Genomic DNA, 15,490 nt, shown 5'->3' on the forward strand with positions numbered 1-15,490 from the left:
TCTTTAAATGCTCGTTTTAATAATGAGTTCAACAATAAAGAAAGAATATTATGAGTAAACGTGATGAGTTAATTGCAAAATATGCTTCAGATTTAAAAGATAAATTTGGGGTAAATCCAGATATGGATTTGTTGACTAAAGTGGCTATTGGTTGCGGCCCTTCTATTTACAATGCCGATTCTGCTACGGTTTCAAGTTCAACTGAATCTGAATTGGTCAGGGTAAAGAATAATTTTTTGATAAATAAATTGGGACTCAAAGACAGTAGCGATTTGGATAAGGCGATTGATAAAGTGATGGAAACCTACGGAAAATCAAACAGAAATAAATATCGTGTTGTCGTTTATTATATGCTAACTAAACATTTTAAAAAAGAATCTGTTTATTAAAAGACCAGAATACATAATATAAAAAGCACTACAATTGTGGTGCTTTTTCAGTTTTAAAAAATGAATATGATTACCTTTGCCGCATGATACATTTAGGGCAAAAAAATACGTTAGAAATACTTAGGGAATCAGATCATGGGGTCTATTTAATTGATGATGAGGACAATGAAGTGCTATTACCAAATAGATACGTGCCGGATAGTTTTAAGATTTATGATAAATTAGAGGTTTTTGTCTATTTAGATAACGAAGAGCGACCTGTAGCGTCTACAGATATGCCGTATATTATGCTCAACGATTTTGCATTGCTCCGGTGTAATCAAGTTACAGATTATGGCGCTTTTCTTGACTGGGGTTTGGTAAAAGAATTGTTTTGTCCGTTTAAGGAACAGGCATTTAAAATGAAACCCGGTGGCTGGTATTTGGTGTATTGTTATTTAGATGACAAAACAAATAGGTTAGTGGCCTCTAGTAAAACAAATAGATTTCTAGATAATAGCGAACTCACGGTCGATCAGTTTGATGAAGTTGAGCTGATAGTATCCCACCCATCAGATATTGGGATGAATGTTATTGTAAATAAAATCCATGCAGGTCTTATTTATAAAGATGATATTTTTTCTGATATCAGTGTTGGTGATAAACTAAAAGGCGTAGTAAAAAAGGTGAGACCTGGGAATAAACTGGATATCTCATTAGGCCAAATAGGTTATAGAAATATTGAACCCAATGCCGAACGTATTATGCATGAATTGCATGATAACAGTGGCTTCTTAAATCTTACAGATAAAAGTGAGCCGGAAGCTATTAAAGTACAATTACAAATGAGTAAGAAGAATTTTAAGAAGGCCATAGGAACGCTGTATAAGCAACGTATGATTGAGTTAAAACCTGACGGAATCTATTTAGTCTAGTGTGACAATTATTTGATCTTTTACCGTATTGTACACGGCATCCATCGCTTCGTATAAATTATCAAAGTTTATTTTTTGTTCCGCTACACAAAAACTATTTTCTATCTCAGCACTCATCTTTCCAGCGCTATTATGACCAATAACGGCGTAAGCGCATAAATTCTTTGTGCGGGATTTAAATAAATCAATATCCATAAGTTTTACCGAATAGGCATTGATGCGATTCGTAATAACACCAAACGGTCTAGAGAGACCAAAGTAATTAATAAGCTCAAGAAAAAAATCTTCAGAACTAGAAATATCAATGTGGACACCTTCCTTAAATTCAATCACCGCAATGTGATTAAAAAAGTAGATGCTACCTAGTTCTTTGTCTACCGATTTTAAGATGTGATCGGATAAATTGGATTCAATAATTCTCATATAAGGCATTTATGCACAACCATAATTAAATGGTTTAGGTTTGGGGGGCTCGCTTTTAATTTTGAATATTATAAAAAACGACTGCAAATATAATATGCATGCATACTATTTTTACAGGTGAATATAAAATTGAAGAATTTTTATATAATTCGTGAAAATTTTAAGAATATTACAAATTTGAAAAAGTTTAATGCGTGCTAATCTTAATAAATGATTTAATGGAAGACTAATATTTAGGAGTCACATAGATGGCGGAATAGAAAAGTGATAGAAACGGATTACACGAAAACGCAGATTCCAGCTTTTAAGCTATGATAGCTAGCAAATTTCATGTTATGGTTGTTAGTTTAAAAGTTCAGCAACTTTATTTTCTAAAGCCTCTCCTCTTAAATTTTTTGCGATAATTTTACCTTCTGTATTCAGAATGAAAGTAGCCGGTATTCCAGTAACATTATACATTTTTGCAATAGGGTCATTCCAGTGCTCTAGGTTGGAAATGTGATGCCATGTTAATTTATCCTTTTCAATAGCATCTATCCAACGGTCTCTGTGGCCATTTCTATCTAAAGAAACGCCAATAATTTCAAGCCCTTTATCATGATATTTATTATACATTTTTACCACATTAGGGTTCTCTCTCCTACAAGGGCCACACCAAGATGCCCAAAAATCTATAATAGTAACTTTGCCTTTAATATCATTTAAAGACAATCTATTTCCTTCTGGTGTGAATGCTTCAAAGTTTGGGGCTATTTTACCTATTTGAGTAGCAGCTTGCTGTGTTTTCAATTTCTTTTGAGTGACTATGTAATTGTTAATCTTTTTTCCGTAGGAAGACGCTTTTATAGTGGCGTCTAACTTTTCATAATTGGCTTCAATACTTTTTAATGAATCGGGTCGCGTTTTTATGATATCTATAAGTAGAATTGCTGCCAAATAAGAATCTTGATCTTCTTGAATAAAATTGATGGTATGATTAAAAATGGCTTTGTTCATGTTCTTAATATCGGTATCTAAAGCTTGTAATGTTAAAGTATCATTGTTGCTATATGCTTCGCGTTGTTTCCTCACAATATCCGATATTTCATTACCAAGTTCTTTACGCTCATCAAGAAATTTTGTAAAGGTTTCATTGTTTTTTGTTCCCTGAATTTTTGAGGCTTGCAGGGTATCTTTATTCACCTCTATGCTAATTTCACCATGTTCGACTATTAAGGGTAAACCACCGTTTATTCCATTAATAAATAAAAATTCCAAGGAAGGTTCATTTCTAATCCCGCTAAATGTAAACCTTTCTTTCATTACGATAGCAGTATCCTTTGCAACCATCAAACCTTTTTCATTAGTAGCTTTTAGATACGCTCTTATTCCGTTATGAATTCCAGGTGCATTGGCCTCAATGGTATACGAATCGTATGTCTTTTCTTGACAAGACAAAACGAGTAAAATGCATAGGAAAGCTAAAAGGTTTTTCATTTCTTAATTTTTTATCAAATATAAATATTTCTTGTTTATACAGCTAAGGCATCTTTAGACATTTCAATTTTAGTATTTTTGCTTCATGATATATGATAATACTATAATTGCATTAGCAACACCTTCTGGAGCCGGTGCTATTGCTGTAATAAGGCTATCTGGAAAGCAAGCCATTTTATTTGCTGAAAACCATTTTAAGTCTGTTTCTGGAAAAGTATTGAAAGAACAGAAAACGCATACGATTCATTTAGGACATATTATAGATAAAAACAGAACGATTGATGAAGTTTTGGTATCGCTGTTTAAAAACCCAAATTCTTATACAGGGGAAGATGTCGTTGAAATTTCGTGTCATGGCTCTAATTATATTCAGCAAGAAATCATTCAGATGTTTTTAAGAGAAGGATGTCGTATGGCAACGGCAGGAGAATTTACGTTGCGCGCATTTTTAAATGGCAAATTAGATTTGTCGCAAGCAGAAGCAGTTGCCGATTTGATATCCAGTGATAACGCAGCGTCTCATCAAATTGCTATACAACAGATGCGCGGTGGTTTTTCATCTGAAATTGCTAAGCTTCGCGAAGAGCTTTTAAATTTCGCCTCCTTAATTGAATTGGAACTTGACTTTGCAGAAGAGGATGTTGAGTTTGCCGATAGAACACAATTTAAGGAATTGGTAGACCGTATTATTTTTGTTTTGAAACGTCTTATTGACTCTTTCGCGGTTGGTAATGTGATAAAAAATGGTATCCCTGTGGCTATTGTTGGAGAGCCAAACGTTGGTAAATCAACCTTGTTAAATGCCCTTTTAAATGAAGATCGCGCCATTGTTTCAGAAATTGCTGGTACAACACGAGATACTATTGAAGATGAAATTTCTATAGGCGGCATTGGGTTTCGTTTTATAGATACGGCGGGCATTCGTGACACTATTGATGTTGTTGAAAGCATCGGTATAAAAAAAACGTTTGAAAAAATAGATCAGGCTCAAGTGGTGGTTTATATTAGCCCCCTAACCCCCGAAGGGGGAATTGCTCATGGCACGCTAATCGAAATTGAAAAAATTAAAAATAAATATCCTCTTAAAAATCTTATTGTAGTTTTCAATAAAATCGATATGTTTTCTAATGAAAAGATTGCAAATATTCAATCGTCAATCGTCAATCGTCAATCGTCAATCGAAAACATACAATTTATTTCTGCCAAAACGGGTCAAGGCATGGTAGAATTTAAAAATATGTTGCTTGATTTTGTAAACACAGGTGCTTTGCGAAATAACGATACCATAGTGACTAATTCGAGACATTATGACTCTTTAATAAAAGCTCTTCAAGAAGTGGACAAAGTTAAGTTTGGTCTCGAATCAAACCTTTCAGGAGATTTATTAGCCATCGATATTCGTCAAGCTTTATACCATTTCGGTGAAATTACAGGAGAAATTACTAATGATGATCTTTTAGGAAACATTTTTGCTAATTTTTGTATTGGAAAGTAAATAAATAGTCATTTTATTTGATATCATTTAATTCGTTTTGATATTAAATTACTGATAATCAGATTTATAAAAAAACACATATTTTCCTTCTCTTTCTTTTGTAAGTTTATTATTTCGTAATTTTTACACCATTTTCACATCTTTTTTCTTAAATTTTAAAAAGGTGTAAAAATTACACCTCGTTTTTGGTAATTTCGCCAAAAATGTCACTTAGAGACATTATAGGACTTCTTAAGACTACTTAGAACCACTTAAAAATTCTTAACTCTCTTTAATTTCAATTCCAATGAGTAGTAATATTCATACACTATGTTATTTACATAAATTATTTGTTTTAATATTGATGGTCTCTACATTAAATGTGCAAAAGATGATTTTTTCATTTTAACAGTAATTTTTTAAATAAAAAAACTATCTTTACCATTCGTGTAACAATAGACCCTATTTTTTAGGGTTTATTGCAACATAAAAGGTAATGGCAAAAAGCACATACATATCAGAGAATTTAAACGAAGCCCAAATAGACTTATTAAAATATTTGGAGGATTATGAAATCCTTTATTTTAATTTGAAGGAGTTGGAGTTGCCAAAAAACCTAATCAGCAATGTCAATGAGTTAGTAGAAAACCTTTATCAAAAAGGTTTGCTAAACCGTATAGAGCGAGGGGTATATGCTAAACCCAATTATAACAATGTAAATGTGCTGGCAACTTATATAAGCTCTAATAGCACAATTGCTTATTGGTCAGCGTTACATCATCATGGTTTAACAGAACGTTTTCCTAATATAGTGTTTGTGAAAACTACACAGAGAAAAAGAGACACACAAATATTGGGTTCTACGGTAAAATTTGTTACTGTAAAAGAAAATAAAAATATAGGAGCGATTCAAGAAGGGTATGGAGACGATAGTTTTACGATAACCGATATAGAAATGACCTTGGTAGATTGCTTAGATCAACCCCGTTATGCTGGTGATTTTACCGATGTAATAAAAGCCTTTGCTAATGCAAAATTAACCAACAACAAATTAATAGAATATACTAAGACTTATGATAATATAGCCCTAACAAAGCGTGTAGGGTATTTAGCAACATTATTTCATGAAGATAAACTGCAAAGCTTTATTAATTATGCCAAATCACAAGTAAACAAAAGATACAGTTTAATAGATGCTGGTGGTTTACAGCAAGGAGAATTTATAAGTGAATGGAAACTGCGATTAAACATCAGTAAAGAAAACCTATTACAAATGGCACAAACCGAGTATTAAATGATTTTACAAAGAGAGATTATACAAAAAGCCCAAGAATGGAAAGTGCCCCCCGATACGGTAGATAAAGATTATGTTTTGGGGCATTTTCTATCGGTGTTTGTAGCTCATTATAAGGATGAGTTAGTATTTAAAGGCGGAACCTGTTTACGAAAATGCTATATAGAAAACTACCGATTTTCAGAAGATTTGGATTTCACAGCTTTAGATAAAAACTTTGTATTAGAGCAAAAAATGCTGCAAAGTATAGCTAAAATTACTGAAGAAGGAACAGGGATTCAATTTAGCGTCGATAAAATCAAACCCTTGAAGTTTCAAGATGAACCTAAAGGCTTTCAGGTTTACATAAAATACTGGGGAGCTAACCATTCCAAAAACCAACGACCATTACCGTCTAACCGTTGGCATACTAAAATAAAACTGGAAGTGAGCACTGACGAGGTTATGTTGTTAGATACTGAATCGTTGTCTATTATGCATCCGTATTCCGATGTCTTAACAGGAGAAAAGCAAAGTAGATGTTATAGCATTAATGAAGTTGTTTCAGAAAAATTAAGAGCATTAAAACAACGTTCTTATACTGCGCCTAGGGATTTTTATGACCTATTCCATTTAACGCAAAAATTTTCTAAAAAAGATTGGGAAATAGTGATTCCCATCTTTCTTAAAAAAATGGAACATAAAAATTTGGAGTACAAATCACCTGAGGATTTAATTGACGATTCTAAAATAACAAACGTCAAACGTGCTTGGAAAACCAGTGTAGCTCATCAAATTAAAGAAGGACATCAACCTGATGGAGATGAAATCATTGTAATAGTAACACAACGTATTAAAACGTATTTACCTAATCTCAAAAAATAAAAATTAAGTTTTTGGAAGTATGAACGCATCCCAAATATTCAGGTGCTTAAAATAAACACAATGTAAATTGCTTAACGGTATAATTTTATGACTATATGAAAATTCAAATTTGCTCAGATTTACATTTGGAATTTTCTAAAAATAGAGAATGGCTAAAACATAATCCGTTGGTGCCAAAGGGTGAGATCTTAATTATCGCAGGCGACACTTTTTATCTAGAAAGAGATTATTCTAAATTAGACTTCATAAATAAAATTTCTGAAGATTTTGAATACGTTTATTTAATACCAGGCAATCATGAATATTATGGTGGATATGATGCAGCAACAGCTTTATTTTCAAAACAAATAGAAATTAAAAAAAATGTACATATGTTAAACAATACATCTGTACAAATTGGTGATGTTAACTTTATATTTTCAACACTTTGGTCTAAAATAGAGAAGAATATTAATGAAATAAAATGGGGAATGAACGATTTTAGATTAATCAAGTTTGAAGAGGAACGATTCACCATTAATGATTATAATATGATTCATAATAAAGCCTTTGATTTTATATCAAATGAAATAAAAAAAGAAGGAAAAAAAGTTGTTATTACCCATCATTTACCAAGTGACCATTGTAATGTTGATGAATTTAAAGGTAGTGATCTCAATGAAGCATTTTGTGTTGAAAAAACAGAATTTATCTTAAATAGTGATGTTGATTATTGGATTTATGGTCATTCGCATAGAAATAAAGACGATTTTAAAATTGGAAATACTAATATGATAACGAATCAATTTGGTTATGCGGAATGGGGTGAACACAAAACATTTGATTATGAGAAAATTATTGAAATTTAATTGTGAAATGTAGTGTTATAGAAATAAACTAATAGGTGTAAATGATTTATTAAAATATTTGTGCCATTAAAATTATTATATAGAACCGTACCATTCATTTGGGCCTATTTTAAATGTCAAGTATTTTGAGCAAAAAAGTTGACATGTGTTAAAAGGAACGTATAATAATGAATTTGGATATTTGGTGTATAGACAATTACCTATAGAGGATGATGTGTTAAGCTTACCTAAAAAAAATAAGAGTAAGTTTTATATTAAGCTATTCACGTAAGAGAATATTCTTCATGTGTTAAGTAAAAAAAAGGCTTGTTGTCAACTGCAGTAAAGCTTCGAGGAAGTTACCAGATTTTGGTAATAATCTCGCGTTTTTAGTAAAAATATTTTTAGCGTAGATATCATAATAATACCAAAGGAAAACATAGTATTACACCATATTTACACCTCGATGGCTCAAAGGGACTGCCTTCAAAGGATTGTTACTTATTGCATCGGGAAGTAAATAAGTATTTTCTTTGGTGATATTTAATTCGTTTTGATGTTTTTTAATTGATAATCAAAGCTTTTTGCTAATTATAATTTTCTTTCTTTTTCTTTTGTTTGTCTTTTTTTATACAATTTGTACACTTATTGCACGCTTTTAGTAAGATAATTCTTTGAAAATATTCATAATTAGCCAGTTTAGTCTAAAAGAGTAAGCCTGCTTTTTATAAATGTTTATCCAAAATTTATAGGCGAATATGATTTTAATCATAAAAAATTCAATGGGTTATCATTAATTTTGTAAGCAAAATAAATATTGATTATGAAAACACAACTTTTTAAAAACTGGAAGTTTCTGTTGTCAATTATGATTATAATATTATTTTTTTCTTGCGAAAAAAGTGATGATTTAATTAATAACGATGTTACAGGAACCTATATTGGAACTCTAACAACAGATCTATCTCTATCTAATAATAGATCGAGCGAAACAACTAAAGCACAGCCTATTCCTGCAACAGTAGTAGTTAGTGAAGTAGGAAATCAAATTCAAGTATATTGTTTTGCTGAAGATTTCGAAACTACGATCATCCTTGATACTTACGATCATTATGAGAATGTCAAGGTTTGCTTAACCGGAGAAGCATTTGAAAACATGTATGGTCATATGCTTGGACAAGGTCACATGAATGGGAATATGCAACATAACGGTACAGGTTGGATGGAACATCTAAGCGATGAACATCAAGAAGATGATGAACATTTTGGAAGTTTTGACATGCAACACCATTCATTTAATTACCTGTTCAGAATGGATGATAGGGACTTTTATTTTGAAGGAATAAAAAAATAGTTCATCCATTATTTCCAATTTTCAGGCTTAGATTACTTCAGCAGCACTTACAAGCATGACTGATTTAGTTTCAATTCCTGTATAAAATTGAAAATTAAACAAAAATAGGTTGGGTCATGACCCAACCTATTTTTTATATTTACACACTTTGTGGGATAGACCTTTAAATTATGGGTAATCTTGAAAAACCTTTGCTAGTAATAAATTGCTATTCATTTTCTTTTTCTGGAATTGAAAAAAAATCTTATAAATACTATTGCAATTAGAATTACAAAGAACCACCAACCCATATATATTCCCTATAATAATAACCTTCAACATCGTTCATAATAATTTTAGATTTTATCCATTAATTAATTCTGTCGGAAACAATAAACTTATTATTTCATTTTATTATCTAGTTAAGGGTTAAAACCCTGCAATTCCATTGCAGTTACTTTAGTTTCTATAAATTTTTAAGAGCATTTTTGCCATTTCGACAGAGCGAGGAACGAGCAACGAGAAATCTTATCTTAATGAGATTCCTCTTCGTGCCTCATTCGGAATGACAAATTATTCTTAAAAAAAGAATTTCATTTTTTTGTTCAAAACTATGGACTTCCAGTCCATAGGAGTGGTTTATTCATATCCGCCATGTTCATTCCCTTGTCGCCCATCATTTTCATACTCGATTTCATACAATCATTGCTCATCATACCATTTTGGTTCATCATTTGCATCATGTTGCCCATCATATTTTCATCATTCATCATCTCACTCATCATGGAGTGCATCATGTGTTTGTTACCCATCATATTTTTCATCATCGTACTATCGTTCATCATTTGCATATCATTGCCTTTCATCATATTTCCCATCATCATCTTGTTGCCCTGCATCATTTGCATTGCATGATTACTACGCTGCATATTATCCATAAATTCTGTCATAAAATCGTGATTTCCGGTAATGGTATTAAAGATTTCTGTGCGGGTTTCAGGATTTTCCATTAATGTTTGAGGATCCGATTCCTGTTTGCAACTGTTTAGGCTTAATAGCCCAATTGCAGATAAAACAATTACTAGTATTTTCATAATTCCTTTTTTTTATTAAGTTAAACGTTCATTTTAATAAGCCCATTCCCAATGACCCATTTGGCCATAGTTAAGGGAATGGGTTATCAGCTATTAATTGGCAGATTTCAAAAAGGTTTCAATTTTATTAATTTCCATAGCTGTTAAATTCGCCCTTATCCTCATGTGCAAACTTATGGTTCCCCAATCGGTGTCGTTGTAATCAGCCGGAGAAGGTGCCAAATGACATCTGTTACAGGTTTCTCCCCAATATTGCGCTCCCGATTTTTCAATTTTAAAGTCATCTGTATCTGCATTTACATACGCATTTTTGGATGAAGAACAGGCCGTAATCGTGAGTCCCATAACTAAGATGGTCATTGCTCCTGTTAATATTTTATATGTAGTTTTCATATCTGTTATGTTTTATAATTATATTAAAATCCAATGGCCCAGTGCACAAAGAAGCCATTGGCTGTGCCACCTCCATCATGACCGCCAACGCTGTCCGTTGTCTGGTATGCAATTTTTATAACCGACCTCCATGTTAACCAATAATTTAAGCCGAAGGCATATTGATCAGATTGTTCTTCCCATTCGGCACCTTCTGGCGTATTGAGATTTGAATACCTTCCAACCAGTTCTAACTTTTTCAAAAAATCACTGCTAGCCATGGTTGGGCGATAGCTTAATTGAGCATAGAAGGAGTTGCTTTTATTATCGAATGTATATTCCTCTTCATCTCCGTCTTCATGAGTTTCGGTAAAAGTAGCATCATCAATATCAGAATTATTGTATTGCCCTTTTATATCAATAAATCCACTAATAGCAGGTATTTGTTTTATGAAAGCAAAATCAATTGCATATAAGAACGCTCCAGTATTTTCATATTCAGAATCTGTTGCCCCAACCTTGCTTGTTGAATATGTGGAAAAACCTATTTCTGTTGAGGAATCTGCAAAGGGCAATAACCCAATACGTCCTCCAAAAGCTTTACTGGTATTGTTGTCTTCAAAATTTTGAAACATAAGCATTCCAGCCTCTTCCGGTTCTTCACTGCCATCCTTTAATCGTGGGCCATTGGTTGAATAAACTGAATAGTTTAAAGAAGGGCCTCCAAGATCAAAAGCACCTCGAAGTTCCACCCCAATACCTGATGCAGGCGCAATACCATCATGACCAAAGCCTAAAGGCCTTGTTGGAAGCCTGTTAATCCAAGCGGGATGTAACCGTTCCATAAATGTTCCAAAAGGAAGCAGAAATTTACCAGCACGAACCGTCATGTTCTTATTTAAGATGTACATAACATCTGCGTATTCCAAACCTACTTCCAACTCGTTGTTTTCAAGTACAAATTCAAGTTCAGCCTCAAACATAAGTCTGTCGGAATGTTTGAACAGGAAAATAGGGGCAAATGCTGAGCCAACGTATGAAGATTCCTTTTCGCCTTCGGCATTCATAAAGTTTAATCCAGTATGGCCATAACCCCTAATCATAAACTGGGTTTTGCTTGGTTTGTACGGTTGAGATTCTGTTATACTATCAGTCTCAAAGTTGTTGTACGTTTGCCCATAAGTAATATGGCAAAACCCTACAATCGTTATTAGTATAATTAGCTTTTTCATTATTTAAGTGTTCTTATATAGTTAATAATTTCCCAGCGTTTTTTTTCTGGAATTGAAGCTTTGTAGCTAGCCATTGGCGCTCTTCCTTCAGCAATTTTCCAAAAAATAGCACCATCAGATTGAGATTGGACAGCTTCACTGGTCAAATCTGTTGGCTTAGGCGTTAATCCAGCTCCTGCCATACCATCTCCTTTGCCTTTTGGGCCATGGCAGACAAAGCACAGCACCTTGTAAAGTTTTTTCCCGGATGCCGCGGCATTAGCGTTCCCTTTTAAAGGGTTTACTATCTTGTCTGCACTGGCAGGTGCGACCCATTTCTTCTGTTGTACAGCTACGTAATTATTTTTGGGCGGATTTGTAAAACTTACAAACAGTGCAAACAATAAACCTGTACATGTAATACTGATTAATATTTTTTTTGTTTTCATTTTTATTTAATTGGTTTTTATAATTATTAAATTTAATAGTCGGTCAGATGTTTTATCTGCACAACTTTCGTTTTTATCTATATAATTTCATCATAGAAATTACGTTTCCAGTTTTCTGTGTTTTTATAATCTGTCATATTCATTCCCACTACTTCTTTAAATTGTTTTGATAAGTAACTTACGCTACTATAATACAACAAGTGATTAAACAGTATTGTTGAGAAATTGGCACAACAATTGGTAGCCAGAAGTGAAATTATGGCTATATATAGATGTAGATTAAGTTTAATCTACGGTGTAGAAAATCAAATTAAATAAGTCTCGTGTAGAATTTGTATGTCCTTGAATAACAAGGGCGGTCTATAATGTTTAAAAGGAACAATATTTTCATCTAGCCCTTCAAATAGATTTATATAAGTGTAAAAAAAAGTGTTTAGGAAAACTATATCTTCAGCCTGAAGTTCATTATTGGCTTTCTTGATAGTATCATCTCCTGTTTTTACATACGATTGACTGCTACAACAACCTTTTTCTTGAAATGTTGTGCATTTCTTGGTAGTACTATCTTTCTTTTGAACTTTGTCTTTACAGGCTTCCGCTTTGCCAAAAATAGCCATATCCACCAATTTATTACAGCAAAAGTGCATATTCACCGTAAAAGAAGAGGTGGAAAACAGTATGAAAACTGCTAAAAAGAAGGATGATATTTTAGTAAAAAAAGATCTCACATTATAAATTTAAGAATAATTGTCCAACATTCAAAATATTTTGAAACTAAACAAAACCTGTTAGTGTATTTAATATTAGGCTTTTAGAGGTTGAAAACATTAATTTAATTATACAAATGTAATTTTAAAGATGGAACAAAAAGATGACATTTGTCATCTTCTTAATGATTGATCACTTTCTAAAAACCATAAGCCAAAGAAAAATTTATCCCAAAAGGATGACCAGGACGTAAACCTGCTGGTACCCGAGATACGGCATACGTGGTGTCAAATACATTTATAATGTTTGACGATAGCATAATATTCTTGTTCAAAAAATAACGAGCCGATACGTCCATAACTAAACTAGAAGCTACTTTAAATTTTTCTGGTATAGGTCCCGAACCAGCTTTGGTTCTAAGCGATCCAATATACCTGGAGTTTATATTTACATCAAACCTTTTATGTTGTAAACCAATAGCCAAACTCAATTGGTTTTTTGCAATATATGGTATCTCGTCACCTGTAGTCACTACTCCATAAATGTCTTCATTGCTATCAAAACTTGTCAAGAACTCAGTATCAGTTAACGTATATGATAATGATATGGGAAGCTTAAATTGTTCAGTTGCATTTCGTAAGAAGTCATAGTTCAATAAAAATTCTATTCCACTTACTCGAACCTCCCCAGCATTAAATTGATCAAGACTTCCCGTGCCTCCGGTTGCTGCCAAATCACTTCCCAACAGGTTTTGATAATCGTTGTAGTAGGCCACCAACTCGCCTTTTAGTCCTTTATGGTTAAATCGGGTTCCCAGCTCGTAATTTATACTCTTTTCTACATCCTGTCCAGGTGTATTGCTTGGGGGGGAAAACCCTTTGTGCGCCCCACCAAAGACTGAGAAATTATTATTGAATCTATAATTTGCGCCCATACCGGGAATCCAAACATCCACGGTATTCTCTCTGCTTGCCAAATCTTGACCGGTCCTTGAGGGATCGTTTTTACCATAATCCGCCCTGCCCAATCTAATGTTTTCGTACCGCAGTCCAGGGGTCAAGGTTAAATTGTCAATATGGATGGTGTACAGTAAATGTGCCGCCAATGCTTTTGCATTGCTTATACGGTTGGCATCTGTTCCTTTTTCTCCAACGGTTGTACGTGTTAATTCTTTATTCTGAAAGGCATATCTATCCACCCATTGAAATCTGTCTTCATCATCTTCGTGGTAGCGTATGCCAGCTTCCAAGGTTTGCAACCAGTTTGCACCCCATTTTAATTTGGCAATGGATTGAATGCCATTAGATGTATAGACCCTGTTGTTTGCTTTTATCCCGAATACATCTGGTTGCGTGTTATCATTCCCCAAAAGGGTTTGGTATTCCATGGGAAAATCTTCTGGTGTCGAAAGCACATTATTAATACTTACACGTTCTCCAAGATTTACATCATCCAATTTGTACCAATTACGCTTGAACTTATTTAAATATGCCGTGGTATTTACCACTAATGAAGGCGACAATTTTATGAAATGTGTTAGTTGATATTGCTGGTGTTTGGCATTCATAATATCTTCCGATGATGCCCTGTATCTTCTGTAAGGGTTCTTTTCAAAATCTTCATCGGTTAATCCCAAATAGGTTTCGTTTGCCTTTTCTTCGGAATATTGAATTTTAAATGTTAGCGACTGATAGGTTTTAGCATCCATATTTGTATTGAGCCTAAACTTTGCTGAATAATCAGATTTGTCAAACCCTGTATTGCCACCCCCGTCAAGATCTTTAAACCCATCGGAATTATAATTGAAATAATCGGTTACAAAACCAAAATTTTTAAAACTATCGCCTATAATTACCTGGGTGTTTTTGGAATTGTAATTTCCTGCGGACATGGACACACTACCAGAATATTCATTGGGGATTTGCGAAGATATCATATTGATAGCTCCACCAGTTGTATTAGGACCATATTGTATTTGGCTACTGCCTTTGAGTATTTCCAGCCCTTCCATCCGTCCAATGGTTGGAAAATAATATGCAGCCGGGGCACTGTAAGGGGCAGGGGCGATGAGCACACCATCTTCCATTAAATTGATTTTTGCGCTCCTCTCTGGGGATGTCCCACGCAGGCTTATATTTGGACGCAACCCAAAGCCATCTTCTTCATAAATGTTCACTCCAGGGATGGTTTGCAGGGCTCTATTAATATCAGTATATAAAAACTTTTTTAAGTCTTCTTTTGTAATATAGCTTGCAGATCCGGTTTTGTTTTTAATCTCAAATTTACTACCAAGCATAGTATGCCCTATAAGAATGACTTCTTTTAGTTGTTCTGCTTTTAGTTTTGTTGTGTCTTCTTTTGGTGGATTTTTTTGTGCCCATATTGAAGAAAATTGTAAAATGGAAATAAGGAAAAAAAGAGTTCTCATTTGTGATATATAATTTAGAATGAATATAAATAGCGACAAATGTAATATACTACTTTTAAAAAGCCAATATTATTTAGAATAATTCTTAATAATATTTTCGGTTCATTTGGAATATCAAATTCAAATTGCAATAATCGGATATTATAATTTTGGCTTCAAGACTAAGGCGTCATAGACAAAACAGTATTGAATGAATTTAAAATTTAAACCATGAACAACTTTGTTTTTGCTATT

The 15,490-nt window shown here is 33.2% G+C and carries 15 protein-coding genes; 7 read left to right on the top strand and 8 right to left on the bottom strand.

The genetic code is table 11. The annotated features are described in order from the left end of the window. The first annotated feature begins 50 nt into the window (after window positions 1–50). Window positions 51–389, top strand: a complete 339-nt coding sequence (locus FAF07_RS14670) for a DUF2853 family protein (RefSeq protein ID WP_142785815.1) — start codon at window positions 51–53, stop codon at window positions 387–389. 83 nt (window positions 390–472) lie between these two features. Continuing rightward, window positions 473–1,303, top strand: a complete 831-nt coding sequence (locus FAF07_RS14675; protein WP_142785816.1) for a CvfB family protein — start codon at window positions 473–475, stop codon at window positions 1,301–1,303. Here the strand turns inward: FAF07_RS14675 and FAF07_RS14680 are convergent. Both FAF07_RS14680 and FAF07_RS14685 read right to left on the bottom strand, forming a co-directional pair. Next, on the bottom strand, window positions 1,295–1,726 hold the full coding sequence (locus FAF07_RS14680; protein WP_142785817.1) for a hypothetical protein: 432 nt from the start codon (window positions 1,724–1,726) through the stop codon (window positions 1,295–1,297). The genes FAF07_RS14675 and FAF07_RS14680 overlap by 9 nt on opposite strands. Before the next feature lie 342 nt (window positions 1,727–2,068). Continuing rightward, window positions 2,069–3,202, bottom strand: coding sequence for a TlpA disulfide reductase family protein (locus FAF07_RS14685; protein WP_142785818.1), 1,134 nt, complete (start codon window positions 3,200–3,202; stop codon window positions 2,069–2,071). Window positions 3,203–3,287: 85 nt separating this feature from the next. On the opposite strand from FAF07_RS14685, the gene mnmE reads away from it, so the two are divergent. The 5 genes from mnmE to FAF07_RS14710 all read left to right on the top strand — a co-directional run bounded on the left by mnmE (window position 3,288) and on the right by FAF07_RS14710 (window position 9,015). After that, complete coding sequence (gene mnmE, locus FAF07_RS14690; protein ID WP_142785819.1) at window positions 3,288–4,697, top strand: tRNA uridine-5-carboxymethylaminomethyl(34) synthesis GTPase MnmE; 1,410 nt, start codon at window positions 3,288–3,290, stop codon at window positions 4,695–4,697. 475 nt (window positions 4,698–5,172) lie between these two features. Then, complete coding sequence (locus FAF07_RS14695) at window positions 5,173–5,970, top strand: type IV toxin-antitoxin system AbiEi family antitoxin domain-containing protein (protein ID WP_142785820.1); 798 nt, start codon at window positions 5,173–5,175, stop codon at window positions 5,968–5,970. Continuing rightward, a complete protein-coding gene (locus tag FAF07_RS14700) occupies window positions 5,971–6,834 on the top strand; it encodes a nucleotidyl transferase AbiEii/AbiGii toxin family protein (protein WP_142785821.1) in 864 nt (287 codons plus the stop codon). Between the two features lie 95 nt (window positions 6,835–6,929). Continuing rightward, complete coding sequence (locus FAF07_RS14705) at window positions 6,930–7,682, top strand: metallophosphoesterase (protein WP_142785822.1); 753 nt, start codon at window positions 6,930–6,932, stop codon at window positions 7,680–7,682. Window positions 7,683–8,484: 802 nt separating this feature from the next. Then, complete coding sequence (locus FAF07_RS14710; RefSeq protein ID WP_142785823.1) at window positions 8,485–9,015, top strand: hypothetical protein; 531 nt, start codon at window positions 8,485–8,487, stop codon at window positions 9,013–9,015. Between the two features lie 590 nt (window positions 9,016–9,605). On the opposite strand, the gene FAF07_RS14715 is transcribed toward FAF07_RS14710, so the two are convergent. From FAF07_RS14715 to FAF07_RS14740, 6 genes are all read right to left on the bottom strand, one after another. After that, a complete protein-coding gene (locus tag FAF07_RS14715; RefSeq protein ID WP_142785824.1) occupies window positions 9,606–10,088 on the bottom strand; it encodes a hypothetical protein in 483 nt (160 codons plus the stop codon). A 93-nt stretch (window positions 10,089–10,181) separates the two neighbouring features. Continuing rightward, window positions 10,182–10,481 (bottom strand): cytochrome c, encoded by a 300-nt coding sequence (locus FAF07_RS14720; RefSeq protein ID WP_142785825.1) that lies wholly within the window; start codon window positions 10,479–10,481, stop codon window positions 10,182–10,184. A 23-nt stretch (window positions 10,482–10,504) separates the two neighbouring features. Further along, window positions 10,505–11,692 (bottom strand): porin, encoded by a 1,188-nt coding sequence (locus FAF07_RS14725; protein WP_142785826.1) that lies wholly within the window; start codon window positions 11,690–11,692, stop codon window positions 10,505–10,507. Then, window positions 11,692–12,120 carry a c-type cytochrome gene (locus FAF07_RS14730; RefSeq protein WP_142785827.1) on the bottom strand — a complete coding sequence of 143 codons (429 nt, stop codon included), beginning with the start codon at window positions 12,118–12,120 and terminating at the stop codon, window positions 11,692–11,694. The genes FAF07_RS14725 and FAF07_RS14730 overlap by 1 nt, the downstream gene beginning before the upstream one ends. A gap of 305 nt (window positions 12,121–12,425) precedes the next feature. After that, complete coding sequence (locus tag FAF07_RS14735; RefSeq protein ID WP_142785828.1) at window positions 12,426–12,848, bottom strand: HYC_CC_PP family protein; 423 nt, start codon at window positions 12,846–12,848, stop codon at window positions 12,426–12,428. 179 nt (window positions 12,849–13,027) lie between these two features. Further along, entirely contained in the window at window positions 13,028–15,256 is a 2,229-nt protein-coding gene (locus FAF07_RS14740) for a TonB-dependent receptor family protein (RefSeq protein WP_142785829.1), read from the bottom strand. Window positions 15,257–15,490: the final 234 nt, after the last annotated feature.

It is taken from the genome of Changchengzhania lutea (assembly GCF_006974145.1).
GTDB lineage: Bacteria > Bacteroidota > Bacteroidia > Flavobacteriales > Flavobacteriaceae > Changchengzhania > Changchengzhania lutea.